Raw genomic sequence first — 25,599 nt, 5'->3', positions numbered from 1 at the left:
TCAGTTGGTCAAAAGCTCGGACGCTTTCTTGGGCTGGGTCATGATGTCGAAGGAAAAATACTCATCGCGGATCTTGTCATAAGTCCCATCGGCCACGATTTCGGCTAGCGCAGCATTCAGCGCGTCGCGAAGATCGCCATCGTCCTGACGCACAGCGATTCCGGTTCCTTGGGCCGTATCGGGCAAAAAGGTTTCACCAACGAATTCGCAGCAGTCGCCCTCATCCGTTTTCAGCCAGTCGCCCAGCACGAATTGACTGGCCAGAACAAGATCGACCCGACCAGTTTCCAGATCCAGCAGAGCATCGTCGAGCTTGGGGTAAAGCTTGAGTTCGCTGTCCGGGAAATACTGCTCCAAAATATCAACTTCTCCGGTTGCGGACTGGGTGCCAATGACCAGACCGTCGAGATCCGCCGGCAGCGCATTGGCCAGACCGTGTCCTTCGGCCGCAACAAAACGGATTGAGTTGAAGTAGTAGGGCTGAGAGAAGCTCACGACTTTACTGCGTTCATCCGTGATGGTCATCGACGCAATGATGGTGTCGAACTTGTCCGAATTCAGCGCGGGAATGATGCCGTCCCAGTCGGTTGTTACCCATTCACATTTGACGTCCATCCGCTCGCACAGGGCGTTGCCGATGTCGATGTCGAAGCCTTTGATCTGACCGGCGCTGTCGAAAAAGTTGAACGGCGGATAGTAACCCTCGGTGCCCATACGAACGACGTTTTCTTCGGAAACCGCCGTAGTGGCCAACGCAGATACAGCAGTGGCAATCATCGCAAATTTCGCAAACATAAGTTCCTCCCGGTGGTTTGCTGAACTTGGTTTGAGAAGATTCCCGAACATCGAGCCTTATTCAAATTTATAGTTTTTCAACATATCATTTACGATATTTATGCTATAGGTATCCGGCATGAGTGATTTTGCCCGTAATCTAGACTGGAACCTCCTCTATACCTTCATGGTGGTCGTGCAGAATGAGAGCATGACCAAGGCTGCTGAAGAGCTATTGCGCTCACAACCCGCAGTCAGTCTGGCCGTCAAGCGCCTTGAAAAAAGTACGGGAAAGCGCCTGCTGATGCGCAAAGGAAACAGCTTTACGGTTACCCCGGCGGGTCAAGCACTGTACGACCGCGCGACTGAAGTTTATTCAACGATTTCAAGGCTACCTTTGACGTTTGAAAAAGCCCCCCGGGCTTTAACCGGCAAAATCAGAATTGCTTCCATTGATCATGTAGAAAGCAGAGACCTCAATGCACGTCTCACGCGTTTCTTTGAGAAATATCCAAACGTAGAACTGGAAATTCTGGTGGCCACAACAGCGGACGTAATCCGGATGGTTGAACGCGGTTCAGTGACCTTTGGCCTTTGCGATGGTGTCATCCCACAAAGCCTGAGTGCGTCGGAATTGCTGAGCGAGCGCTTCGGGCTCTATTGTGGCCCGAACTCTCATCTGGCGGGCCGGACCGACCTTACCCCCATGGATTTGCGAGGAGAACCGTTTATCGGGTTTACGGCAGATGTACTCGGGGGCAGCCACATGGGAGATGTCACTGCATTCCGCGCCAGTGCGTCGATTGGCCAATATGTCAGGGGGCAATCCAGCCAAGTGAACGAGGTCAGACGGATGATCGAATGCGGGCTGGGCATCGGTTTCCTTCCAATTCACTTGGCCGACCCCTACGCCGCAAGAGGTAATCTGTTTCGGCTTCCACCCTATGAGAACGAGCCAAGCGCGACTGTTTACCTGATCGTGAATCAGGCGGTTTCTTTGTCCGAAGCGGAACAGCTTCTGCTGGAAGAGATGCAACGGGAATGGGCTGGGTAGTGGAACGGCAACTTCGGACCGTTCCGCGCTTCATAGGACGGGTATGAAAGAGCACGCGAGGAACAAAAAACCTCTCTAAGCCTGTCGGATGTGCTCTCTCAAATGCTCAAGGAACAAACGAACGCGTCGGGGTTGGAAAGTTTTTTCGTGGTATACGCCGAATACGCCGACATCTGGAAATCGGCTATCAAGGCAAATTGGAACCAATAGTTCGGCCTCAACCAGATCCGCGGCCATAACTTCCGGCAATAGTCCTATTCCCATCCCCCGAACCAGCGCCTCTCGGTAGATGTGGGTTTGGTTTGCCACCAAGCGCCAGGGTTGTCGCAATTTGCGCAGGCCGGCCTTGGTCATCAATGGCCAGCTGTCGCCGAAGCGTGAGCCGCCGAACGCCAGACAAGAATGGTTGTCGAGGTCCTGAACGGTAGTCGGTACGCCAAGTCTTTCAAGATAGGAAGGTGCAGCAAACAAACTCAGCTGCGTGTCCATCAGTTTGGCGACAATCAAAGAACTGTCTTCAAGTGAGATTGCCAACCGGATCGAAAGATCAACCTTTGCACTGATAAAATCAGTCTGATCGTTTTCGAACACGAGATCGAACAGCACCTCCGGATAGAGCTTCTGGAAGCTCTCGACCGCATCCAGCAGCAATGGCGAACCGATGCCTTCGGGTGCCGCTACGCGGACAATCCCCGAGGGACTGGCACCCTTTCGATCTGCGACGTCTTGTTCCAATTCCGCCATCTGGTCCAGCATGGTTTTGCACCCGTGATAGTAGTGCTGACCGGCATCGGTCACCTCCATAGACCGTGTGGTGCGGTTGATGAGCCGTAAACCCAGCATCGCTTCCAGATCAGCCACGTGCCGACCTACGATCGCAGGGGTAACGTTTTGGTCCGCAGCAGCGGCGGCGAAGCTGCCCAATTCGACCACGCGGGTGAAAACGGCCATCTTTCTGAGCTTATCCATTCGATACTTTTAGTAAACTCTATTTTGCATTTTTCGATCATTATGCCCGCTATCGTCAAGGATATATTGCCTCTTAGACAATAGTAGGCCCGTGCCATGAAATGCATCTTCACCGCCCTTGCAGCCGCAGCCACCCTTGGGACCGCTGCCATCGCCGCCGACGACGAACTAAAGCCAGTCATGACCGAGCTGAAAGACGGTGTCTTCCAGTTCCATATGGCACATTATTCCAGTCTGGTCGTGATCTCTGAAGAAGGCGTCATCGTTGTCGATCCCAACCAGGAATTCCGCGCAGCTTCAATGCGCGCCGAAATCCAAAAGCTGACAGACAAGCCTGTCGTCAAGGTGCTCTACTCTCATCCCCATTTTGATCATTCGCGCGGTGGACAGATCTTCAAAGAAGAAGGTGCAGAGTTCATCACGCATGAAGGATGCACTGAGCTTTTAAGCCGTGATCTGGAAGACCGGGTTGTGCAGCCAGACGTTACCTATGATGGGGATCACTACCGAGTCGAGCTTGGCGGCAAGATCGTCGAAATGCACTACTTCGGCTCGAATGATGGCCAGTGCAACAGCGCCATCTACATGCCGGAAGACAAGGTCCTCATGGCGGTCGACTGGCACCTTCAGGGCTTCGTGAACCTTCCCGGCCGCCTGAACACGCATGATTATGTGGGTTCGCTGAACACTCTGCGCCGTGTGACGACCGAACTGGATTTCGACACGGTCATATCAGGGCACATGGCGATGTCTTCACCGGAACAACTGGCAGAAGATCTGGCTTTCAACGAAGCGCTTTTCAAAGCCGTGTCCGAAGGTCTGGCAGCCGGAAAGACCGTCGACGAGTTGAAGGAAACGGTGAAGCTGCCCGAGTTCAGCCACTGGTTCATGTATGACCAAAACCTGTCTGCGCATGTGGAGCGCATGGCCTACTCGATCTGGCACGGCCACTGACCTGAACGGGGCGGGCAGATCCGCTGTCCGTCATTTCCCCTGCTGAGGAATCTAAAGCGGAGCAATACATGTCCGAGAAAACCGAAATCACCAACAAGAAAACCGTGATCAGCGGCTGGCATGAAGGCCGAAAGTATTTCATGGCCGAAAACGAATACACTTCGGTCGCGGCCGGAAAGGAGGATACGCAGTCTGAATATGTCTTCGGTGCTGGCGAAATTGCGCCTGGCAGCTGCATTCCGGATCACTACCATAAATGGGAAGACCAGACCTTTCACGTCCTTGAGGGAGAGCTTGAAGTCAAAATCGGTGATGAGGTTTTCCGAGCGGGTCCGGGCGCCAGTATCCAATGCCCACGCGGCGTCTCCCACTACATGAAAAACGTTGGCGACAAGACAGCCAAGCTGATCAGTTACATCTTCCCGGGTGACTGGGCCGAAGATTTCATGGCCGAAACCTCCCGTCAGAACGAAACCGGTGAACGGGATCTCAAGCTGATCGAAGAACGCTTTGGCGTCGTTTACCTGTAAAGGCGTTGAGGTGGTTTAATGAAACTCTACGTCTTTGAAACCTGCCCGTTCTGTGTGCGTGCTCGTATTTTGGCTGGTCTAAAGGGGCTATCGCCCCAACTTGCTTATGTGGCACCGGGACATATCCCATCTGAACTCGAAGACCGGATCGACAGATTGACCGTACCCATTTTGGTAAATGGCGAGGCGCTGATCCAGGACAGCACGGATATCATTCGCCATTTCGACTCTTATGGCACGCCTTTGCTGTCATCTTATGGCACCGGCCCGGAACTTGAGGAATGGCGCAAGTCGATTTCCTCGGCGCTCAACGCTCTTTGCTACCCACGTATGCCGTACTTGAATGTTCCCGAGCTAGCATCTTCTGAGGCCCAAGATTTCTTCAAAAACGTAATGCCAAAGCGGATCGGCATGACGTTTGCCGATGCGCTTGCGCAAACTCCACGGTTTGCCGGTGAAATTGAAGCTGTATTGCCCCAAGTTGCCCCGTTTTTGACAGGGAGCACTCTGAACTTCGACACGCTGGCCGTATTGGCAGAGCTGCGGAGTCTAACGATGGTCGCTGAACTGAGATTTCCCGAGAACATTTTCCGATCCTTCCACAGTTTGGTAGACCGCGCCAGAATCTCTCCATTCACGCCTGTTGCAGCTTGCAGAGCGGTTTGAAAACCTGAGAGAATGACCCGCTTCCTTAGTCTGGAAAGAACCCAATATTGTGAAGGTAGTTGGTGCTTTGTTGAAAAGCTCGATTTCAGCTTAGCTTACGGTCCAGTTCTTCCACGAATGGCCGGATATCCCCGATATGTGCTTTGATCCATTCCGGATCGTAATAGGTATCCAGATATCGATCACCACTGTCGCAGAGCAGGGTCACGATCGAGCCTTTCTGATTGTCGCGCATCATCTCGTTAGCAATCTGCAGCGCGCCCCAAAGGTTGGTTCCTGTGGACGCACCCGCCCGTCGCCCGATCCGTTTTTCCAGCCAAAGCATTGTCGCCACGCTTGCAGCATCTGGCACTTTGATCATCCGGTCGATGACGTCCGGCTGGAATGAGTTTTCGACCTTGGGGCGGCCTATGCCCTCGATCCGGCTGGACGTGTCGGATTGCAGCGTCCGATCTCCTGTCAGGTAACTGTCGTAGAACACTGAGTTCTCTGGATCGACGACCGTCAGGGATGTTTCATATCCTTTGTACCGGATGAATCTGCCAAGCGTTGCCGAAGTTCCGCCGGTACCCGCGCTCATCACCAACATCGACGGAACCGGGTGCGGCTCATACTCCATCTGGCGAAAGATACTTTCTGCGATGTTGTTGTTACCACGCCAATCAGTGGCGCGTTCGGCATAGGTGAACTGATCCATGAAATACCCACCAATGGATTTAGCGAGCTCCACTGAGGCCCCGTGCATCTCCGGCGCTGAGTTTACGAAATGCGCCTGCCCACCATAAAACTCGATCAACCTGATTTTGGAATGCGCAGTACTTTTGGGGATCACAGCGATGAAAGGAACACCGATCATGCGTGCGAAATAGGCCTCGGAAACAGCGGTACTGCCTGATGAGGCCTCAATGATGGTTGTACCCTCTTTGATTTTGCCGTTGCAAAGTGCGTAAAGGAACAGGGAACGAGCCAGCCGATGTTTCAGACTGCCCGTGGGATGTGTACTTTCATCTTTAAGGTAGATGTCTACTCCATCCAGGTGCGGAACTGGCAACTTGAACAGATGCGTATCCGCTGACCTGTGCGCATCTGCATTGATCTTGGCTATAGCGCCCGCGACCCAATGATCCATTTCGCCCTCACCTCCCTTACTTGGCCCTGTTCAACCGTACGCCCGCCCACTTGCCTATGGCAAATGGACGGGGTTGATGAGTAGTGTCAGCCGCAGCAACCGCCCGACTTGGTTTGTTTAGGTTGGCAAGGTTCTTCGTTCAGATTGGCACCACGTCCCAGCCACGTCCGTTCGGCCAGATAGAAATCCGAGAATTTCTGGAGAAAGTCCTCGGGAACCGATTTCGTGGGGATACCGCTGTCCAAAAGCATTTTCTGCCAGGCCTTCACCTTCGGGTAATCTGCAAGCATGTCATAGCCACTGCGATCCTCGACAATTGCCGCGCGATGCAGCAGGGGCAGCCAGGCGATATCCACATTCCCCAAGGACCCGCCCGAGAAATACGGTCCCTGTCCAAATTGGCGTTCGGCCTTTTCAAAGGACTTGGTGAGTTTGGCCATGCGTTCGTCCAGCACGTCTTTATCGGCGCTCTGCATCGTGCTGCACTGTATCAGGTAGTGTTTGGTGGCTTGATAACTCCACGCCCGTTCTGTCGCGCGTTGCTCGGGCGTCAAACCATGTTGCAGCGGAGCCGTGATCTCGTCGAGGTATTCAACGATTGCGTCAGACTCGAACAGCGGCTGACCGTTTTCGGTTATCATTACCGGAACTTGACCGGTGGGCGAGATGTCCAGAAACCACGCGGGCTTGTTCTTCAAGTCGATGTATTCAATATCATAGGGAACCTGCTTGGCCTCGAGCATTGCCGCGACGCGTTGAACGAACGGGCAGATTTTGAAACTGACGATCTTGATCATAGGTGTAGTCCTTCTTGGGTGATCCAACTTGTAAGACGGATGGCAACTCAAAAAGACGAACCTGCCCGGAAGAAATCGCTTAAAATATTGATACTGAACGTTTTTATCTGAACTTGTGCGGACACAAAGTGAGGCGTTGATGGTACAAACGACCCCGGATCTGAAGGTTATCTGGTCAGAATACCGCGCCAGCTTGCTGGCCTTTCTGCGTTCGAAAGTATCGAACCAGGAGGACGCTGAAGACTTACTTCAGGAAATCTTGCTGAAAACACACAAGAGCATCGGAAACCTCGACAAGGTCGAGAGCCTGAAAGCGTGGTTGTTTCAGATCGCGAACAACACGATCACCGACTTCTATCGGAGCAAAGCGCGGGGCGCGAATGTTCATCCGGACGACCTTTGGCACGGTGAAATGGATGAAGATGACCAGCATATATTAGAGGGCTGTGTGGCACCGTTCATTGATGCTTTGCCATCTGAAATGGGTAGGTTGCTGCATCAAATAGACTTACAGGGCGTGTCGCAAAAAGACTACGCGGTTGAGCTGGGTATCAGCTACTCGACACTCAAGTCCCAAGTGCAGGCCAGCCGTCGACAATTGCGCAAGCTTTTTGAGGATTGCTGCGACTTCTCTCGGGACCAGAAGGGAAACATTGTTGGCTTTGAACGCAAATGTAGCAACTGCGATCCATGTTGAATGCTGACGCAAGTTCTAAGCTGCCCGTCCTCAGTGCTTTTCAATGAAGCATTAGAATCTGATCCGAAAACTGGCGCCGAGCGTTGGGTTCATTGCTTCGATCACTGCATCGGATTGCTGCAAAATTGCGACTACAATTGACAAGCCGAGACCGGTACCACCCTCATCTCTTCTCGTTGTGAAGAAAGGCTCCGCGATGCGAGTACGGTTTCGTTCAGAAATCCCGGTGCCATTGTCTGCAACAACGAGGCTGTTCGAGGCCATCTCATAGGTTATGTCAACACGCGTCGCGCCGTTCTGGAATGCGTTTTGTAACAGGTGGTGCAGAACAATTTGTCCCTGATCTTTGGACAAAGGCAGGTGCGTGTCTGATGTCGCGTGCAACTCGATTACTTGTTCGGGAAACGAGGCTAAGACGGTTTCGACAATATCTGCCAGTGGCGTTGGGGTCGGATCAGCTTGGATACTGGCCCGGGCCAATTCGCGCAGGCGAGCCAACAGTGCGTTCATGCGCAGGCCCTCTTCCCGGATATTGTGAACCAGTTTCTGATTGCGCTCACCGGACACGGCAGAGGGTCCATCGGACAGCAGTTCGGCCGCACCAAGAATTGCGGTGACGGGCGATTTCAACTCATGTGTTACGTGGCTAGTATAAGTCTCGATCGCCGCAGACCGTTCCGACAAGGTTGAAGCCATGGACACGACGTTGTTGCCCAATTCCGCCAACTCCTGCACTCCATAGTGCGGCACGGGATCGGGGGTCGGTTTCAATCCGGTAGCGACATCCCGACTCTGACTGCTGAGATCGCGAATGGGCTTCGATATCAGCCGCCACATCAGCCAACCGACCCCAGCGGCGGACACCAGCATGAATATCGCAACAGAGGTCAGGGTGAACCGTTCTTGAAACAGAAATTTCCGGAGGTCCATAGGCGTACGAGACAGGTACACAGCGCCGAGAACCCGATCTTCCAACACCACCGGATGAGCGACAAACACACGGTAAGAGGTGTCTCGGCTGATCGAGTTCAGCAGGTGTCGTTTGGATGGATCGTTCCGGTACCGCAGCACTGAGACGGTTTCTCCCTGCAGGGCCTGCGCCACTTCCGGCACATGCAGAAAAGACCCTCTTACAGATCCGCTACTGGCAATGACTTGCCCGGAGTGATCCAGAAAAACATATCCCGACAGCGTTGTTTTCTGGGCCGAGCTTGCCAACTGTGAAAGCTGAGTGGAGATCGCCGCATAGGGCACATCCAGCGGTTCACCATTTGCAATCGGCTCGGGGCGCGGGGGCGAAACGCGTCCGCGAAACAGATCCAGGCGGGGTGGGATGGGATGAAAATCCTGCGCAAGACGTTCGATCTGGTCCGCGGACAACTGGTGGCCAACACCCGGCGCGGGCTGGAGTTCTGCAAAACTTGCGGCGTAAAGCTCGGCAAAGATAACCGCTTGGGACAAAAGGCTGCGCTCGGTTTCGCGCGCGAACTGGTTGCTGGACAGTCGGGCGCCCAGAACGCCGATGATCGGAAGCGTCACCAAGGCGATACAGACCAGTGCAATCACCAGCGCAAGAGATGGCCGCCATTTTTGCTTAATGGTCAGCACTGACAAATGCCCAGCTTTACCCCAACCCCGTGCACGGTTTGAATCAAGTCGGGATAGCCCAGCGCGCGCGCCTTTTGACGGATATTACGGATGTGGCTGTCGACAGTGCGACCGGACAGATAGGTGTTGTGTCCATAAACCTGCTCGATCAGCTGGGCGCGCGCGTAAACCCTGCTTGGTGCTTTGGCCAGAATCGACAGCACCGAGAATTCGATCCCGGTCAACTGGATCTCGGCCTCAGCAAGGGTGCAACGATGTGCGCTATGATCCAGTCTCAGGTCCTGAAAGACTGTGACCTCGTCCGGCGATTTTGTGTCTGCCGAGCGGGCTAGGATAGCTTTAATCCTTAGCACCAGCTCGCGCGGGCTAAAGGGCTTGGTGACATAGTCATCGCCGCCAAGCTGAAATCCCAGAATACGGTCGATCTCATCATCCCGCGCGGTCAGAAACAGGATCGGCACGGTTGAGCTTTTTCGCAGCTCCTTGCAGGCTTCCAAACCATCCATTTCCGGCATTCCGATATCCAGAATTACAAGATCCGCCGGTGTGTTCTCAAATAGCTCCAGCGCATCCTGACCGGTGGACGCCTCGGTTGTACGAAAGCCAGAATCCTCGAGAGCAAAGCGCACGACATCACGAATACGGGCATCATCATCTACGATTAGGATGTTGTTCACTATGCGCGTCCACCACCGAAGTTTCACCGAAGTCACGATCAGAGATCATACTGCCCTTGGCCGGGTCAAGTGGGGGCTGTATCTGCGGCCTGCGCCATATGAAATCATCCCCAAGCCACCAGGCATCAGTGCGTAGTTTGTAAGGTATGCTTCTCATGCCGATGCCCTCCGGGTGCGGGTCAGGCGCAGCGCGCCCAAAGCCATCATGACTATCAGCCCAAAGATCGTTTGCGGCTCGGGCGTCGATGATCCGCTGAACGCGGTTTTAGGATAGGCCCCGGCGCCCACGCCTGCCACCTGTGGCAGGGCCACCGGCGCGGTTTCGGCTGGCACGTCGTCGACATTCACAACCTGTTTCGACACCGCGACAAAAGATGTGAAGCGTGTCTGAAGATTGAACTGCAGTCCAAGATCGGTGATCTGCGCCTCAAGCTTTTGCGGATCACCGGTCTGCACTGCCATGGCGCGCTCGAGGTCCGCGATTTTGGTGCGCGCCCAAGTTAAGGGGATCGCGGCACCCTGATTCTGCCCGTCTTTGGACGTTGGTGTTGTAGGCAAGATCGGTGACAGCGGCATCTGCGCTTTGCCCCCCTGGACCAGACCGTTGATCGTGATATCGCTGGGTCCGCCCCCTTCGTACCGGGCTAAAATCCGGATTGAGCCGCCGTCAAACAGGTCGGGAATGCGCTGTGGCACCATTTCGGTGACTTTCAACCCGCCCCAGTCGATAGATATATCTGTCAACACCGGTGACTTCAGATCCCGTGCCAGCGTGTCGGCGACGTCCGAGGCACGCTGGGTGGGATCAACATATCGAGCATAGCCGCGGCCTTCTTCGGCCATTGCGTCCAGAAGATAGCGGTTTACCGCAGTACCTACCCCAAAGGCATAGATACGCGCATCACCGATTTGCCGTCGGATCGTGCGCAACACACGCGATTCTTGACCGATGTAGCCATCACTGAGGAAGACGACGATGCGCAACGTATCCGCGGGTTGCCGCGTCGCAAAGGCATGGCGGATTGCATTGTCGATTTCAGTTCCGCCCCCGGCCTGAAGGCCGCGCACATATTGCACACCAGACCGGATGTTGCTGAGCGTGGCTGGGACGGCTTGGGATGCGAATTCGGACGCGCCCGAGGAAAAGCGGATCACACGGAAGTAATCCTCGGGGCGCAGGCCCTGCAAGGCGGCTTCCATGAACCGTTTACTGGCATCCAGAGGCGCACCGCCCATCGACCCCGAAGTGTCCAGCACAAAGACCAATTCTCGAGCGATAAACTGATCCTTTTGCGGGATCTTTGGCGGTTCGATCAGCAGCGACACAAAGCCCCCGCGCTCATCATGATGGGCCAGAACTCCGGCCGTTGTCTGATCACCTCCAAGCCCATAGCGCAGAACCAGATCGCGGTTGTCGATGACCCGCCCGTCCTGAAAGGTTGCGCTGATCAGACCCTCAGCCTGTTGGATATTCAGGTGATGGGTCGCGCTTGTCAGGTTTGAGATGGGCACACCGGCCTGCAGGCTCAAATCCAGCGAGACTCGTGCGGGATCAATGGCATCGGGGTTCGTCAGGTGCGGTACAGGCGGGTAGTCTGGCAATTCAGAAACCTGCCAGCCGTTTACTTGGCTTACTGTTGCGGGTGTCTGACTTTCTTCGGTAAAATCCGCGTGTGCGATTTCCCCGGACAGTCTATCAAATTCCGCCGTGCCCTGATAGCGCGGCCCAACGACCAGCGGCAGTACCAACTCATAGGCACCGTCGACCTTTGGGACGGCCTGCACATAGCTGAGCGTCACGGTAATCGGTTGCCCCGGCATTAAATTGGCGACGTTCTGCGTGAACATATTGGGACGGTGCTGGATCAGAAGGGCTGCGGCTTTGCCCTCTTGTTTTGCGGCCTCAAAGGTTTGTTCAGCCTCGTTCTTTTGTTGAATCTGGGCTTCAACTACTTCGTCCCCAACCTGCATCTGCATCGCGTAGACAGCGGCCTTTTGGTTGAGCGGGAATAGATATTCCGCAGACATCGGATCGTCCGACGGGTTTACGAACACCTGCCGCACCTGGACGGTTGCCATATCACCCTGAATATCAACGGAAAGGTCTGATTTCAGCAGTGGCAGGTCCAGTTGCCCGACTGCTCCGCTGCCGATCAAACGACCTGCGATCTCATCGTCAGGCTGAGCGTACACAGCCCCAGGCAATAGCAGAAAGAGAAAAGCAAATTGGCGTATCATATGTCCGTTCCTTTGATGGTGTGAATGTCCAGAGCTGAAGTCGCAGCAGCGTCGAGTTGGACGCGCAATCTAGTGTCCAAGGTCCATGGGGTGATCCTTTGCACGCTGCTCCAGGTGCCGCTGGCCCCGTTCAACCAGCGCCAGATCGCTTCGCCGACGCTGGGTGTGACTTGTCCGGTTTGAGGAACGTAGCTGACCACAACCAGCCATTGGTCCCCGCCTCGGCCGATGGCCCGGTAGTAGGCGCTGGGAACGCTGTCATAGCGTGTGCCCAGAAACCGAACCTTGTAGCCTAGGCCCCGCAGACAGATTTCAGGCGCATGCAAATGCCGCAGCGGAGCGCGCGTGCTGACAACGTTCAATCCCAGCGGGCCAAACTGAGCCTTCTGCGCCTGTCCGCCATAAGCTTCGAAATATTGAGCTTCCATCTCTGTCAGGGGCACGGGCTGCGCCAGATGACCTTGGATCTGTGCGGGTAGGTTCGGTGCTACTACACGACCGGAAACATCCACTGGGTTTGCCTTTAGAGACACGATGGCAATACTGCCGATCAGGCAAGCAATCCCCGCCAGTGGCTTGATGGGTTTCGGCAGGATGGCCGGCTGGGTGAAAAGGCAGCTTTCACGTGGCCCCGCACTGCGGGGCCGATAGAACAGCGCAAATGGCGCAATTGTAAGGCCAAGCGTCACCAACCCGATGAGGCTGTGCCACGGCTCGGCCATAACATCCAGATCACGTGCAAGCCCAATCGCCAGAAGCGAAATGCGCAGGCTATTGCCCAGGGTGGCGCATCCGATCACGGCTAACAGGCTAAACCCGCCCACATACCAGTGCGGACGCATGACCGCATTTTGGGTGACCACAAAGGCCAGCGACAGCAAAAGCCCCGAGGCTCCGGAACAGGGCAAGTCGACCAGAATGTCCTTCTGCTCTAACGTGATGCGCACCCCGTCGCAGACCACGTTCGAGAACAGGGCGCTGAGCATGTGACAGGACAATTCCGCCGAAACCATCTGCAGCGGGAATCCAAGCGTGCGCTGCAAAACCACTTCGGCCGGCAAGGAAAACAGGAACAGCGTGGCCATCCAGATTGGCGAAAGCGCAAAAGGACGCTGATTGAGCCGCAAAAGTCCTACGAGAGCAAAAACATCCAATGCAAGAGCAAAGGCACTAAGGATATTTACGGCCAGAACCTGCCCCAAAAACCGGATTAAAGCCGCCAAAAGCAGCAGGGCAATTGCAGACATCTGAGAGCGCGTGTCTTTCGGACGGCCGCTCAGCAAGCTCATCCCGGCCAACCCTATAATCAGCAGGACATAGATATACCCATAAGACCCATAAGCCGGGCTAAGCCAGCTTCGAACAAGCCAAGCCAAAGGCTGTGCGGCCAGAATTGCGGAGGCAATCGCAAGAGCGCACCATGCCAGAGTATCTGCTGTTAAATGCTTCATGCAGCCAGATGTGACCGGCGAATGCGCAATTCTCCTGCTCAAGGTGTGCAGATTTTGATGAGAAAATTCTAGGTTAGGACCTCGACCCCATCGTTTTTACGGCTCAATCACAAGGGAATGGCATCGGTCTTTAGGCTAGTAAAGCGTCCCATATCGTAGGTGAATTTTCGCGGCGAAGAGAAGTGCCCAGGTATTCACTCAGGCTCAGGACTCTTAACCAGTAGAAACCGGCTGCGCATTTTGTATCGGCGCTTGTTGTAGAGGACAATGGTTCTACGTTGCATCCAGCAAGGAACGCAGAGCCTTAGCCCTTCGTCATTCAATACATCTCCGACCAAATCCGCGTCATAGTCGCAATACCCGAGAACCATTCAACATCCCGCAGGCTGCATTCCTAAGGCGCGTTTTGCCTTCGCAAACCGTTGCGATTGAAGAAGATAAACTCACTCAAGAGCCGTCTGTACGGTTGGCAACTAGAAAAGATCAGACACGTTTCCGGCCATTTTGAACGGTAAAGCACGCGGTCGACAGGGCACCAATGGGTCATGAGTCCAGAATGCGTAATCCGACTCGGGTGCCGAAGTGGTGAGGAAAGGCGAAGGCCTGACGTCAAAAATTTGAAAAATACACAGAAATCCCGCTCTCGCTCCGTTTGCAAAGGAGCGTCTTCGATCACTGGGCCACGTCTCCGCTGGCTGGAACATCCGAGCCTGTGACCCGGATATAAGGGGATGTTCTGCACCCATTCATTTTGTGGTGTGTATCTCCTCCTCGACATCATAGCGACCTAATCGGAACTACTGTCGGTTGGAATTTGCCCGACTGTAAGCGGCGCTTCTGCACAACGTTCTCTGAGTTAAGATACCGCTATTCAACCCATTTCTTGCAGTCTTTTCACAGAAAACTTGCCAGGCACACAAACTTTAAGGCATATTTGCATGGATTTATTAGCTTTAAGTTGAATATTTCATTGAGGCACAAACCGAGCGGTGGGCGCGCGGCGCTCTGTACTTATCCTTTGGGGGAAGGAAGTTTGGTTTGGCCTGGTTAAAATCGTTTTTCGTTGTTTGTTGTGTTTTGCTTCTGCCTTCACAGGTATTGGCCAACATAGGGAAAGTCATTGGTGTAAAACAGGGCGCTGAAGTTACGCGCGCGGGAAAATCCCAACCATTGAAGAGCGGAATGCAGGTGGAATCCGGCGACTCCATTTCCACTGACCGCACCGGTTTAGTTCAATTGATTTTCGCCGACGAAACTAAGATTGCAATTGGCCCGAACGCGCGCATGACGCTGGACGTGACCATGCTTCGAGGTAATCGAAAAGCCAAAAGCTTTGCGGTACAGGCCCTGGGCGGCAGTTTCCGGTTCATTTCCGGAAAAAGCAAAAAGCGGGCCTATTCCATAAAGACACCAACGGCGACCATGGCCGTGAGAGGTACGACCTTTGATATTTGGGTCGTACCAGGCACGCAAAGCGCCATGCTGGTTTTGGAAGGACGTGTAGAAATGTGCGGTACAGGCGGCGGTTGCCGGGAAACCGGACGCCAATGCAGCCTGTATGCGACCACAAAAAACAATAACATCGGACGCCCGGTCGATCAGGAGAGTTATGAAAAAGCGTTGCAGAACGGATTTCCCTTTGTTCAATCCCAAGAACAACTGCTGACACCTTTGCGCGTGGAGTTTTCAGGATGTGGCGAGGAAACTGTGCCTCCGCCACAAAGATCGGAAGCCCGAGTCTCCGACCCCGATCGGCCTGAACGAAGCGCTGCCTCGGAAGCGAGGAGTGAGTCTCCCGCAACCGGTACAGGCAATGGCGGTAATATTGGCGGAAGCACCGGCAGCGGCAACGGCAATGGCGGTAATATCGGTGCCAGCAGCGGCAGTGGAGACGGTCGCGGCGGTTCGATTGGGGGCGGCTCGGGCAGCGGCGGCCCAGGTAGTGGCGGTACGATCGGCGATGGCTCAGGTGGATTTGGGGGTGGGCCCGGCAGTGGCGGTACCGACGGCAACGGTGGCAATAGCGGAGGCTAAAGAAAAAATGCCCCGTGACAAAAATTGAGTTCGGGCGATGTCGTGGCAACATCCGAGTAGCACGTGCCATGTCCGGCAAGGGTGACCGCGGCGATCGGAGGCAAAAGTGACCGGGAAGCCCAAAGAGCGAATAGGGCGACGACGGGCTTTTCAGCTTGTGGGGCTGGGGCTGATTTTATTCGGGTGCTTTATCAGAGTTCTTGATCCTTACCCGGTAAGGATGACGCGGCTGATCTATTTCGACATTCTGCAACGCCTGTCGCCGCGGGAATACAACCCGGACCTGCCGGTGCGTGTTGTTGATATTGACGAACAGTCGCTGGCTAATTGGGGCCAATGGCCTTGGCCCCGCACCCTAGTGGCGCAGTTGGTAAAAAACCTGGGCGAATACGGGGCCGCCGCAATCGCTTTCGACATGCTGTTCATCGAACCCGACAGATTCTCGCCCTCTCGGTTGCTAAGTGATCCGGCGCTCGCAGGTATCCTGACGGCCGAGCGTAACGCGGAAAAGTTGGACAACGACGTCTCATTTGGGCTGGAGATTGCAAATTGGCCGGTCGTTCTGGGTGCCGCGGCGCGGCCTTCGCACGAAGACAGACCGGTCACACCGTTGGCCGGCATAATTGAGATCGGCGAAGCGCCAACGGCCGGGCTGGTCACCGTCCCCAACTGGACACCGCCTGCTCCTCCGCTGGACCGATCCGCTGCTGGCATCGGCGGTGTCAATGTCTCGCCATTGGGTGGGATGGGAATTATTCGCCGCGTGCCTGTCCTTTGGGGCGGCCCAGACGGGACCCTGCCGGGCCTGGGAATCGAAGCGCTCAGGGTCGCTTTGGGCGAGCCTATTATCATAGCCGAGGGCTCACAGGACGAGGCGGGCATCATGCTCGCGGTTGAGGTCGGTGATTTCCGGCTGCCAACCACGGAAAACGGAGAGGTCTGGGTCAGATATAGGCGTGACAACCCAAACCTATATTTGTCCGCGGATGGAATAATGCAGCCACCGGACAACCCCAATCTGCGTGCAGAAATCGAGGGCCGGATCATTCTGGTCGGCACGTCCGCTGCGGGCTTGTTCGACATGCACCAGACGGCTTTGGGCGAATCCGTTCCAGGCGTGTCGATCCACGCACAGCTTTTGGAACAGATTCTGACAGGCGAAATGCTGAGCCGGTCGGACGTAACCGCCGCGCTTGAACTGTTGTCTTTCGTAAGCTTGGGGTTAGTGGTCACGGTCGTCATGTCCCGATTTGGTGCAGTCGCGTCATTCGTGGCGGGCGGTGTTTCGGCAGCGATTGTTCTTGGCGTCAGTTGGTTGGCCTTCCAGAACCAACTGGTTCTGTTCGACGTCACATTCCCACTCTTGGGTGGCATGGCCAATTTCGGCCTGTTGGCGGGTTATCTGTTCATTTCAACCGAGCGCGAAAAACGCGTAATCCGACAGGTTTTTTCACACTATGTCGCGCCTGAGATTTTGGATGAAATGGAGAGGTCAGGGCATCAACTGCAACTGGGCGGTGAGACACAGGAAATCACCGTCATGTTCTCGGACATCAGGGGCTTTACCCCCTTGTCCGAGTCTGTGTCGGCCACCGACCTGGTTGCCTTGCTGAACCAGCTATTTTCGAAGATCGGTGACCAGATATTGCAAGAAAGAGGCACCATCGACAAATTCATCGGCGACGCGGTCATGGCCTTTTGGAACGCTCCGGTGCCTGTTGCAGACCACCCGTGCCGCGCTGCATTGGCTGCATTGTTGATGCGGAAGGCGCTGGTGGACTTCAACGCTTCGGACGTCATGAAAGGCAGGCCACCAATTGCGCTGGCGACAGGTTGTGCAACCGGGCGTGCCTGCGTTGGCAATATCGGCTCGAAAAGCCGGTTCAACTACACCGTTATCGGTGACGTGGTGAATGTCGCTGCGCGGATCGAACAAAGCTGCCGCCATGTCGATTATGATATTCTCGTATCTTGTTCGGTCTACGAGAATACCAAGAATGACATGGCCATGCTCGAAGCTGGCTTTGTCGAACTCAAGGGCAGAACTGATCTGGAACCAGTCTATGTGCTGGTTGGCAACCAAGAGATGTTGGCCACACCTGCATTCCAAAAGCTGGAGGCAACGCACAAAACGTTGATTACTGCCATTCGCAACCGCCAACCGCACGAACAGATCGAAGATATCTGCGTCGACTGCGTGGCCCAGGCGCAACATATCGAACCCGGCTTGCAGAGGTTTTACTATGCACTGTCCAGTCGCGCAGCGGATTTCCGGTCCGACACCCAGTCAAACCAACTGGTGTTCAGCCATCAAGAGCAGGAAAGAAAACCGTCTGCCTAATTGAGTGGCCCACATGCAGACAGTGGGCGCACCGCTAGGCCAACTCGGCCAGAGCTGTGTCGATACGCGTCAGCATGGGTGATCGCCCCGCAGTTTCCACGATGACACGGGCTCTGCTCAGGTGATCAATAGCTTGCGCCTTTTTCTTCTTGGCTTTGTAAAGCAGTCCGATGATCATATCGCAGCGCGCAATGTAATGCCCTTTGGGGTCAAATTGCGGGTTACTGCGCACCTGCTCGACCATGGAGATCAACTTTTTCCGGCCAAATAGCATCACCCAAAGTATTGATCGGAAATTTCGTAGCAGAACCCGCAGGGAACCGCACCCTTCACCGGTCAGGATGGCTAGATACATCTCACACAGAAACAGGCGCGCCCAATCAGCCGACACCTGTGTGCCTTCGTTTGTACGCTTTTGAATAGCCCCCTCAATCTGCCGCAGCCCGGCTGCAATCTGACCGTTCAGCGCATAGGCCACTCCCAACATCGTCGCTGGCCCAAACGTGAACAGCGCCCAGCCTTTTTCTGTACAAGACGCAATGTGGCCCTGAACCACCTCTAGCGCGCCGGGTTTCTCAAGCGGCACAATGGCACCCACTCTTGCCGCCTCGGCAATCGCCAGCTCGAATTCGACTCGCGAGGCTGCCCGGGCTTTCTCTGCCATTTGCAGCGCCAGTTCATAGTCATCCGTCACCATTGCGATCAGCGCCTTCATCGCGGTGCCATAGCCCAAGGCGCGCGGATCGTTCTTGGTTTCCCCCAGCGCAATCATCCGTTCCGACGTTGCTTGAGCGCGGGCGACCCGGCCTCGGGTCAGTTCATTCCATCCGACCGTGGCAAGATAGAAATTGTGGATATAGGCATCGTCTATCTTGTCCAACTCGGCTTCGGCCTCGTGTTTTTTAGCCTCGAAGCGATAATTGTCGATTGGCGCATGATAGATTGAAACCGAAAGCTCATTCACCAAGGCATAGGCTTTTGAAGTCGGGTCTTTCAGGCGGTCGGCCATGTCTGTCAGCTCTTGCTGAACCCAATGTGCGTCGTAGTACTTTCCGTTGCACACCAGACACGACACGTAGTGATGCAAGAACAGGGCGTGGTCTTGACTGTCGCCGGCTTTGTGCAGGACCGGACGCACGGTGTCGGCAAGGTCAATAATTGTCCTGACCCGCAATGAGATGTTGGAACACAGCGCGAAGCTGGCCATGAACCCGGCGAATTCCGCCTCTGTGGCGCAGCTTGGGTCGGCTTTATACAGCTCTAGCGCAGTCACGAAATACCGGTTCGCTTCGTCCAGAGAATAAATGTCCAGGCATTTCTCCCCTGCCATGGTACTGTAGCGAAACGCCTGATCCGCGCGATCCGACTGACCGTAGTGATAGGCCAAGACCTCAGTGGCTTCTTGTAGCCGGTTGGCGTTGCGCAGCACCAAAGCGTCTGCAATCGCCAGATGCAGCTCGGACCGACGCGACGTGACAAGGCTCTAATAAACCGAATCCCGTAGCATCGCGTGTTTGAAGATGTAGTCCGACGAGTTCGGCTCGCGATACAGAACGTCATGCGTTTGTAACCGTTGCAAAGCCGCACCGGTAAGATCAGCGCTCTCAACAATTTGGGACAATAAACCTGGATCAAAACGGCGGCCAATGACCGCTGCAGCCTGAAGCAAGGCGCGATCATCGGGCTCCAATCGCTCTATTCTGGCCGTCAGTAGGCTGCGCATCGTTACCGGCAACCCACTTTCGCTGATATCCGCCTCGATTTGAGCGCTACCATTCTCGACATGCAGTATTTCCTGATCCAGCAGAAAACTTAGGATTTCTTCGCCAAATAGCGGGTTTCCGCCCGCACGGTCGGCTAACTGTTCCGCCAACCCATCAGGCAGAGCATCCACGTCTAGACGGTTTTGCGCTAAAGTCGAAAACTCCTGAATCTCTAATGGCTCCAGCGCCAAGGTTGAAACCCCGGCCTTGCCAAGCCAGCCCGGTGTGTATTCCGGACGCCGTGTCTGGATAATCAAGAGATTCGAAAGACCTGTCTCCTTGATCATCGCGGCCAAAAGCTCTGCCGAAGCGCTGTCTATCCAATGGCCATCCTCGATCAACAATATAACGAGGTCACGTATGCATTTCTGCTTTAACAAAGCTATCAGCAACTCGCGCGTACGAAGGCCAGTCAGAACACCGTCCAGCCCCTCCAAGGCACCTTGAGGCGGAGTCAGCCCCAACAGATTCATCATCAGGCCCAAGTTCTGCTGGGACAACAACCCGTATTTCTTCAGGCCTGCCTCCAGTTTCACCTGCACCCGCAGCGGGTTATCGGTATCGCCGATCAGCAAACGGCACCGAAACCTGACGCTGTTGCTCGATATTCGCCCGTTCTCGCTTGGGTTTGTCCGTAGCATTCCCATACCGGAAAGGGAGTACTACAGCGTATCTTTCCTCACCAGTATATGCAGGCGAATTGCCGTTAAGGCATGCTCAAATAGCAGTGAAAAGGTCACGCCGCCGAACCAGTGGTACCAAAGACAACCGAACCGCCACATTAACTGGGCTTCGCCTACCGTCTGAAGAAACGCGAAGAGTGCTGTGTTTGAATGTCAGCCGCGACCGATGGCACAAGAACCCAAATATCGACGGACAGTTTCCGCCATCCCAAAGGTCAGCGCGTCACAAAACAGCGCATGGCCGATGGATACTTCGGCTATCGAAGGGATACGGGAGACCAGCTTACCCGTGCCACCAACCGTAAGATCATGGCCGGCGTAGACCTTCAAACCATGCGCTTCAGCTGCGGTCGCGGCGGCAACGAGACGATCCAACTCTCGCTTTTCGGTACTTGAATCGTCGTAGGCCCCGCCGAACGGTCCTGTATATAGTTCTACCCGGTCAGTTCCGGTTTGCGCCGCATGGGTCATCTGGTCCGCGTCGGGATCGGCAAACAAGGACACTCGGTGGCCGCCCGCCTTAAGCGTGCCGACCACATCAGCAAGCATCGCGCTTTGGGCTTCGAAATCCCAGCCGTGATCGCTGGTTGCTTGTGCAGGATCATCCGGCACCAGTGTAACTTGATCCGCTCGCACCTCGTGGACAAGCGATAGATACCGCGCGTCTGGGTAGCCTTCAACGTTCAATTCCCGGTTGGGAAACTCTGCATCAAGCAGAGCCCTCAACGCGCGCACGTCGTCGGGCCGGGTATGGCGCTCATCCGGCCGGGGATGCACAGTCACTCCCGCCGCGCCGTTGTTCAGAGCAATCCGGGCCAGATCAATAAGATCCGGCCACGGGTGTTCTCGCCGATTGCGCAACAAGGCCGCAACGTTCAGGTTTACCGAAAGTTCCGTCATGGTCCCGCCCTATAGCTGAAACGTTTGCACATGCTCGGGCAGTGGTACGCCGTCGATGTTTCTGGGGTCTGGTATCGGTTTGCCAACCGAGGTGTGGACAGGAATCACTCCCGCCCAGATGGGAAGGTCGTAATCCTCCTCCTCATCATTGGGGCCGCCTGTGCGGATCTTGGCACTGCCCTCTGAAATCTCCATACCCAGCACCATGGTCGCCTTGAGGTCCTGCGCGTGATCGGGTCGCAGGCTTTCGTAACGCCCCGGAAACAGCCCGTTCACAAATCGGCCCAGCTTTTCGAGTTTCTCCGCCGGGTCTTCTACCGTGACCGCCGTGCCGAACAGTGTGACCGAGCGGGAATTGACCGAGTGGTGCATCCCGGACCGGGCCAGAACAAAGCCGTCCAAAATCGCGACCGACAGGCAGACCTGCGCATCTCGCGAATTGCGCAAGGCGCGACTGGCCGAGGAACCATGCCAATAGACATGGTTGCCCTCACGCCATTGCAGCGTCGGCGTCACAAAAGGCTTGCCATCTATGACGTATCCCACGCTGCACATAGGTTGTACGTCCAAAATGCTGTTGATCGTTGCGCGATCGAAATGCCCCCGTTCATGTGAACGGCGCAGGCGGCTTCTGTCGGTGACTGTCAGTGTCTCGGTCATCTTGATAGCTCGGGTTTGTTCTTGTTGAGGCCTTGATGCCCGGATATTGGTTATTTTGAAATGTCCAATTATGAAACTTTTTCTAAGTCCAATTTAAATCGTGATCTGTTTGCGATCTCGCTGGATGCTTCGCTGAAAACATCACTGCAGGCGCAACTTCTTGAGGCTTTGCGCAACCTTATTTCAGCGTCTCCCAATTTGGTTGGTGCACGGTTGCCCGCCAGTCGCGCCCTTGCGTCCGAGTTGTCGATTTCGAGAACCACGGTACAAGCTGTTTACGATCAGATGATCAGCGAAGGGTATCTGGTCACCCGACAAGGCAGCGGCACTTATGTGGCCAACGAGATCACTCATCTGTCACAGCCACAGCCATTGCCCCGCCCAGCTGGGCCTGCAACCGAACCATGGCGCCCCTTTCAAACCGGCCTGCCGGATCAATCCTTGCTGCCTAACAGGCAATGGGCCCGCCATCTGGAACGCGCTTGGCGCGCCCCGGCGCCCGGGCTATTGGCGCGCCCTGATCCCTTGGGTTGGTATCCGCTGCGTGAAGCAATCGCGGACCATCTGGCGGCGTGGCGGCACTTGGCCTGCGACCCTGGTCAGGTTGTCATCACATCGGGCGCACGTGAAGCGTTCGAAGTGGTATTTCATGGCCTGCTTGGTTCGGGCAAGCAGATCGCGATCGAAGATCCCTGCTGGCCCAAACTGCATTCGATCCTCGCCGACACGGGGAATACCGGAAATCCGATCCGCATCGACCAGGATGGGCTGGATGCGGCGCGGCTACCTGCGGGTATTGATGCCGCAATCGTCACACCCTCGAGGCACTATCCAACCGGGGTCAGCCTACCGATGCCCCGCAGAGTGTCGTTGCTGGACTGGGCACGTCAAACCGGAACGATGGTAATCGAAGACGACTATGACAGCGAATTCCGCTATCGTGGGCAGCCGTTGCCTTCCCTGTCTGGGCTGGACGGCCTGACCAACACGATCTATCTGGGCAGCTTCTCCAAACTCGTCAGCCCAGCGCTGCGGATCGGCTATCTGGTTGTTCCCAAGAGGTTATTGCCCAACACACGGTCATATCTCGACCGTGTCGGGCCGCGCGCCTCGCTGATCCCGCAACCAGCCCTAGCCACATTCATGGATATCGGTGAATTTGCCATGCACCTGCGTCGAATGCGGCGCATCTATGCGCGGCGGCAAAGCCATTTGCTTGACGCCCTAGCCCCCGTTTCCGATTTGCTGAATCTTCACGCCGACTCGTCCGGTATGCATCTATGCGTTCTACCGAGGGCGCCTTTGACTGATCGGCTTTCGGACATTGAATTAAGCAAACGCGCCGAGGGTATTGGGCTTCGGATCAGCGCCCTGTCTGCCCAGTGCGCTTTGCCCGAAAAGATGCAAGGCCTTTTGCTGGGCTATGCGGCCTTCGACGAAGACACTCTTTCGGAGGCAGCCGAGCAGTTGATTGCAATCCTTCGCTCGGACCGCTGACGGCCATTACCAGAAGACTGGCCAAGTTTTTCACACGTGAACGATACAAAGTGATATCATCACAATAGAATATTTCTTTATGTTTATTCCAAAACTTGGAATCGCGGTATCTGTGAAAGGGGAGATTCACATGCTTCGACTGTCTGCCTGTTTGTTAACTTTGGCTTTGTTGCCGTTCAGCGCCTTTGCCGACGCGGTCCCCAGTCAACAAGCCGCCGAGGGTACCTTTCCCGAGCGTCCGTTCTCGCCCTACGCCAACCGATCCTTTCCGGAACGCCCGTTGTGGGGCGATACTCATCTGCATACCGGATTGTCACTGGATGCCGGGGCGTTCGGTAACACATTGCTTCCTGACGAGGCGTGGCGCTTTGCCAAAGGGGAACAGGTCATTTCGTCCACGGGCCAACCCGTTAGGCTGGCCAGACCTCTGGATTGGATGGTGTTGACCGATCACACCGACCTGATGGGGTTCGCACCCGATCTGCAAGCGGGCAAACCCGGAGTGATCTCGGACCCGAAGGGGTTGGAATGGTATGAAGGATACAAAGCGGGTGGCGAAGAGGCCGGAAAAACGGCCTTCGACATCATTACAAATTTCTCGCAGATGACCCTGCCGGAGATTTTGCTGGAGTCCTATAGCCCCGGCGCCGATGCGTTTGCCTTCACGTGGGAACATATTGTGCTGGCGGCTGAACAGCATAACGATCCGGGCAACTTTACCGCCTTCATCGGCTTTGAATGGACCTCGGTCCCCAAAGGATTCAACCTGCATAGAAATGTCATGCTGCGCGATGGGCCGATCCGCGCGCTTCAGGTAGTCCCACCAGTTACGCAGCCGCCCTACGGTGACACTGATCCCAAGGCTCTTTACGCATGGCTGGAAGAGTATGAAGCCAAGACAGGCGGTCGAGCAGTTGCCTTCGCCCATAACGGCAACTTGTCAAACGGCTGGATGTTCCCAATCGAAGACACCTATCACGGCGGCAAAGTGGATGAGGAATACATTCAGAACCGCGCAAGATGGGAGCCCCACTACGAAGTCACTCAAATCAAGGGTGATGGAGAGGCCCACCCCTACCTCAGCCCGGATGATCCGTTTGCGGATTACGAGAACTGGGATGTCGGCAATCTCGATATTACCGAACTAAAAACCGATGACATGCTGGCGGGCGAATATGCGCGCGAGGCCTTGAAGCGCGGCTTGATGCTGGAAGAGAAGTTCGGCGTGAACCCCTATAAGTTTGGCATGGGCGGCGCGACCGATAGCCATACCTCACTGGCTACCGCCGAAGAAGACAACTTCTTTGGTAAATCCGTCAGCGTTGAGCCGTCGGCCACGCGAATTCAGCACCCCTTTATCGCCAACGATCTGGGCGAGATTCCCGGGGATCTGCTCGTCGCCTCTGGCTACACGGCTGTCTGGGCCACCGAGAACACGCGCTCAGCCATTTTCGACGCGTTCAAGCGGCGGGAAACCTACGCCACAACAGGCCCTCGGATCGGGCTGCGTTTCTTTGGCGGGTGGGATTTTGATGACACGGACCTTGAGACCCGCTTTCTTGCCGATGTCGGCTATACCAAGGGCGTCCCCATGGGCAGCGACCTGCGCCCGCGCGAGGGAGACGATGCGCCGAAGTTCCTGATCGGCGCCCTGCGCGACCCGATCGGTGCGAACTTGGATCGTGTTCAGGTCGTCAAAGGCTGGCTGGATGCGGATGGAGAACTGCAGGAAAAGGTCTTCAACGTCGCCTGGTCAGATGATCGCGCCTTAGATGCGGATGGCAACCTGCCCGAGGTCGGAAATACCGTGGATCCGGACAGCGCAAGCTGGAGCAACACGATCGGCACATCTGAGTTGATCACTGTGTGGACCGATCCTGAATTCAACCCGGACGAGCGCGCCTTCTACTATGCTCGGGTTCTAGAGATACCCACCCCGCGCTGGGTATTATATGACAAGCTGCGTTATGGCATTGACTTGCCGGAAAATACGCAACTGATCCATCAGGAACGCGCCTATTCGTCACCAATCTGGTACACTCCGGAAAGCAATTGATCTTTCATTGATATCCGCGACAGGGGTGGGCTGCCCTGCCCCTGTGACTCCTCAAAAACATTGAAAGTTAGTTCGAATAAGCAGACTTAGCATCTGACCTGCCCAAAAGTTCAATCTTTGG

21 protein-coding genes are annotated in these 25,599 nt (G+C 55.3%); 9 read left to right on the top strand and 12 right to left on the bottom strand.

Features of this window, described 5'->3' with window-relative positions; genetic code table 11:
• On the bottom strand, positions 1–795 hold the full coding sequence (locus tag ABLN94_RS13695; RefSeq protein WP_352993176.1) for a transporter substrate-binding domain-containing protein: 795 nt from the start codon (positions 793–795) through the stop codon (positions 1–3).
• Between the two features lie 118 nt (positions 796–913).
• On the opposite strand from ABLN94_RS13695, the gene ABLN94_RS13690 reads away from it, so the two are divergent.
• Positions 914–1,828 (top strand): LysR family transcriptional regulator, encoded by a 915-nt coding sequence (locus tag ABLN94_RS13690; RefSeq protein ID WP_352993174.1) that lies wholly within the window; start codon positions 914–916, stop codon positions 1,826–1,828.
• A gap of 75 nt (positions 1,829–1,903) precedes the next feature.
• Here the strand turns inward: ABLN94_RS13690 and ABLN94_RS13685 are convergent, their stop codons facing one another.
• Positions 1,904–2,797, bottom strand: a complete 894-nt coding sequence (locus tag ABLN94_RS13685) for a LysR family transcriptional regulator (RefSeq protein WP_352993172.1) — start codon at positions 2,795–2,797, stop codon at positions 1,904–1,906.
• A gap of 96 nt (positions 2,798–2,893) precedes the next feature.
• On the opposite strand from ABLN94_RS13685, the gene ABLN94_RS13680 reads away from it, so the two are divergent.
• The 3 genes from ABLN94_RS13680 to ABLN94_RS13670 all read left to right on the top strand — a co-directional run bounded on the left by ABLN94_RS13680 (position 2,894) and on the right by ABLN94_RS13670 (position 4,947).
• Positions 2,894–3,751, top strand: a complete 858-nt coding sequence (locus tag ABLN94_RS13680) for an MBL fold metallo-hydrolase (RefSeq protein WP_352993170.1) — start codon at positions 2,894–2,896, stop codon at positions 3,749–3,751.
• A 68-nt stretch (positions 3,752–3,819) separates the two neighbouring features.
• A complete protein-coding gene (locus ABLN94_RS13675; RefSeq protein WP_352993168.1) occupies positions 3,820–4,281 on the top strand; it encodes a cupin domain-containing protein in 462 nt (153 codons plus the stop codon).
• 18 nt (positions 4,282–4,299) lie between these two features.
• The gene (locus ABLN94_RS13670) at positions 4,300–4,947 is read left to right on the top strand and encodes a glutathione S-transferase N-terminal domain-containing protein (RefSeq protein WP_352993166.1); all 648 of its coding nucleotides are present in this window, start codon (positions 4,300–4,302) and stop codon (positions 4,945–4,947) included.
• An 85-nt stretch (positions 4,948–5,032) separates the two neighbouring features.
• Here ABLN94_RS13670 and ABLN94_RS13665 read toward each other — a convergent pair whose 3' ends face one another.
• Both ABLN94_RS13665 and ABLN94_RS13660 read right to left on the bottom strand, forming a co-directional pair.
• Positions 5,033–6,076, bottom strand: a complete 1,044-nt coding sequence (locus tag ABLN94_RS13665; RefSeq protein WP_352993164.1) for a PLP-dependent cysteine synthase family protein — start codon at positions 6,074–6,076, stop codon at positions 5,033–5,035.
• An 86-nt stretch (positions 6,077–6,162) separates the two neighbouring features.
• On the bottom strand, positions 6,163–6,873 hold the full coding sequence (locus ABLN94_RS13660; RefSeq protein ID WP_352993162.1) for a glutathione S-transferase family protein: 711 nt from the start codon (positions 6,871–6,873) through the stop codon (positions 6,163–6,165).
• A 139-nt stretch (positions 6,874–7,012) separates the two neighbouring features.
• Here ABLN94_RS13660 and sigZ point away from each other — a divergent pair, with 139 nt between their 5' ends.
• Positions 7,013–7,570 carry an RNA polymerase sigma factor SigZ gene (gene sigZ, locus ABLN94_RS13655; protein WP_352993160.1) on the top strand — a complete coding sequence of 186 codons (558 nt, stop codon included), beginning with the start codon at positions 7,013–7,015 and terminating at the stop codon, positions 7,568–7,570.
• Positions 7,571–7,621: 51 nt separating this feature from the next.
• On the opposite strand, the gene ABLN94_RS13650 is transcribed toward sigZ, so the two are convergent.
• The 4 genes from ABLN94_RS13650 to xrtT form a co-directional block, all read right to left on the bottom strand.
• Positions 7,622–9,178: an ATP-binding protein gene (locus tag ABLN94_RS13650; RefSeq protein ID WP_352993158.1), complete on the bottom strand. Its 1,557-nt coding sequence runs from the start codon at positions 9,176–9,178 to the stop codon at positions 7,622–7,624.
• Positions 9,172–9,855, bottom strand: a complete 684-nt coding sequence (locus ABLN94_RS13645) for a response regulator transcription factor (RefSeq protein WP_352993156.1) — start codon at positions 9,853–9,855, stop codon at positions 9,172–9,174. The genes ABLN94_RS13650 and ABLN94_RS13645 overlap by 7 nt, the downstream gene beginning before the upstream one ends.
• Positions 9,856–10,008: 153 nt before the next feature.
• Positions 10,009–12,093 carry a VIT and vWA domain-containing protein gene (locus tag ABLN94_RS13640; protein WP_352993154.1) on the bottom strand — a complete coding sequence of 695 codons (2,085 nt, stop codon included), beginning with the start codon at positions 12,091–12,093 and terminating at the stop codon, positions 10,009–10,011.
• Positions 12,090–13,544 carry an exosortase T gene (xrtT, locus tag ABLN94_RS13635; RefSeq protein WP_352993152.1) on the bottom strand — a complete coding sequence of 485 codons (1,455 nt, stop codon included), beginning with the start codon at positions 13,542–13,544 and terminating at the stop codon, positions 12,090–12,092. Before xrtT ends, ABLN94_RS13640 begins: the two co-directional genes overlap by 4 nt.
• Before the next feature lie 1,038 nt (positions 13,545–14,582).
• Here xrtT and ABLN94_RS13630 point away from each other — a divergent pair.
• Both ABLN94_RS13630 and ABLN94_RS13625 read left to right on the top strand, forming a co-directional pair.
• The gene (locus ABLN94_RS13630) at positions 14,583–15,578 is read left to right on the top strand and encodes a FecR family protein (RefSeq protein ID WP_352993150.1); all 996 of its coding nucleotides are present in this window, start codon (positions 14,583–14,585) and stop codon (positions 15,576–15,578) included.
• Positions 15,579–15,684: 106 nt separating this feature from the next.
• Positions 15,685–17,919 carry a CHASE2 domain-containing protein gene (locus ABLN94_RS13625; RefSeq protein ID WP_352993149.1) on the top strand — a complete coding sequence of 745 codons (2,235 nt, stop codon included), beginning with the start codon at positions 15,685–15,687 and terminating at the stop codon, positions 17,917–17,919.
• Positions 17,920–17,953: 34 nt separating this feature from the next.
• On the opposite strand, the gene ABLN94_RS13620 is transcribed toward ABLN94_RS13625, so the two are convergent.
• The 4 genes from ABLN94_RS13620 to ABLN94_RS13605 all read right to left on the bottom strand — a co-directional run bounded on the left by ABLN94_RS13620 (position 17,954) and on the right by ABLN94_RS13605 (position 21,925).
• Positions 17,954–19,348 (bottom strand): hypothetical protein, encoded by a 1,395-nt coding sequence (locus ABLN94_RS13620; RefSeq protein ID WP_352993148.1) that lies wholly within the window; start codon positions 19,346–19,348, stop codon positions 17,954–17,956.
• Between the two features lie 54 nt (positions 19,349–19,402).
• Positions 19,403–20,257, bottom strand: a complete 855-nt coding sequence (locus ABLN94_RS13615) for an ATP-binding protein (RefSeq protein WP_352993147.1) — start codon at positions 20,255–20,257, stop codon at positions 19,403–19,405.
• A 261-nt stretch (positions 20,258–20,518) separates the two neighbouring features.
• The gene (locus tag ABLN94_RS13610) at positions 20,519–21,265 is read right to left on the bottom strand and encodes a pyridoxine 5'-phosphate synthase (RefSeq protein WP_352993145.1); all 747 of its coding nucleotides are present in this window, start codon (positions 21,263–21,265) and stop codon (positions 20,519–20,521) included.
• A 9-nt stretch (positions 21,266–21,274) separates the two neighbouring features.
• Entirely contained in the window at positions 21,275–21,925 is a 651-nt protein-coding gene (locus ABLN94_RS13605; RefSeq protein WP_352993143.1) for a pyridoxamine 5'-phosphate oxidase family protein, read from the bottom strand.
• 60 nt (positions 21,926–21,985) lie between these two features.
• Between ABLN94_RS13605 and ABLN94_RS13600 the strand changes: the two genes are divergently transcribed.
• Together ABLN94_RS13600 and ABLN94_RS13595 are read left to right on the top strand one after the other, a co-directional pair.
• A complete protein-coding gene (locus ABLN94_RS13600) occupies positions 21,986–23,422 on the top strand; it encodes a PLP-dependent aminotransferase family protein (protein WP_352993141.1) in 1,437 nt (478 codons plus the stop codon).
• 130 nt (positions 23,423–23,552) lie between these two features.
• The gene (locus tag ABLN94_RS13595; RefSeq protein ID WP_352993139.1) at positions 23,553–25,478 is read left to right on the top strand and encodes a DUF3604 domain-containing protein; all 1,926 of its coding nucleotides are present in this window, start codon (positions 23,553–23,555) and stop codon (positions 25,476–25,478) included.
• The last annotated feature ends 121 nt before the right edge of the window (positions 25,479–25,599 follow it).

Source organism: Ruegeria sp. SCP11 (assembly GCF_040329455.1).
Taxonomy (GTDB): domain Bacteria; phylum Pseudomonadota; class Alphaproteobacteria; order Rhodobacterales; family Rhodobacteraceae; genus Ruegeria; species Ruegeria atlantica_E.
Note: the sequence above shows the minus strand (reverse complement) of the source record. Positions and strands in the feature narration are given on the sequence as shown.

Bases quoted from the DNA above. Each gene is read 5' to 3' on its own strand.
- ABLN94_RS13605 (WP_352993143.1), bottom strand. From the start codon at position 21,925: ATGACCGAGACACTGACAGTCACCGACAGAAGCCGCCTGCGCCGTTCA.
- ABLN94_RS13670 (WP_352993166.1), top strand. From the start codon at position 4,300: ATGAAACTCTACGTCTTTGAAACCTGCCCGTTCTGTGTGCGTGCTCGT.
- ABLN94_RS13675 (WP_352993168.1), top strand. From the start codon at position 3,820: ATGTCCGAGAAAACCGAAATCACCAACAAGAAAACCGTGATCAGCGGC.
- xrtT (WP_352993152.1), bottom strand. From the start codon at position 13,544: ATGAAGCATTTAACAGCAGATACTCTGGCATGGTGCGCTCTTGCGATT.
- ABLN94_RS13690 (WP_352993174.1), top strand. From the start codon at position 914: ATGAGTGATTTTGCCCGTAATCTAGACTGGAACCTCCTCTATACCTTC.
- sigZ (WP_352993160.1), top strand. From the start codon at position 7,013: ATGGTACAAACGACCCCGGATCTGAAGGTTATCTGGTCAGAATACCGC.
- ABLN94_RS13660 (WP_352993162.1), bottom strand. From the start codon at position 6,873: ATGATCAAGATCGTCAGTTTCAAAATCTGCCCGTTCGTTCAACGCGTC.
- ABLN94_RS13685 (WP_352993172.1), bottom strand. From the start codon at position 2,797: ATGGATAAGCTCAGAAAGATGGCCGTTTTCACCCGCGTGGTCGAATTG.
- ABLN94_RS13695 (WP_352993176.1), bottom strand. From the start codon at position 795: ATGTTTGCGAAATTTGCGATGATTGCCACTGCTGTATCTGCGTTGGCC.
- ABLN94_RS13600 (WP_352993141.1), top strand. From the start codon at position 21,986: ATGTCCAATTATGAAACTTTTTCTAAGTCCAATTTAAATCGTGATCTG.
- ABLN94_RS13665 (WP_352993164.1), bottom strand. From the start codon at position 6,076: ATGGATCATTGGGTCGCGGGCGCTATAGCCAAGATCAATGCAGATGCG.
- ABLN94_RS13610 (WP_352993145.1), bottom strand. From the start codon at position 21,265: ATGACGGAACTTTCGGTAAACCTGAACGTTGCGGCCTTGTTGCGCAAT.
- ABLN94_RS13595 (WP_352993139.1), top strand. From the start codon at position 23,553: ATGCTTCGACTGTCTGCCTGTTTGTTAACTTTGGCTTTGTTGCCGTTC.
- ABLN94_RS13640 (WP_352993154.1), bottom strand. From the start codon at position 12,093: ATGATACGCCAATTTGCTTTTCTCTTTCTGCTATTGCCTGGGGCTGTG.
- ABLN94_RS13680 (WP_352993170.1), top strand. From the start codon at position 2,894: ATGAAATGCATCTTCACCGCCCTTGCAGCCGCAGCCACCCTTGGGACC.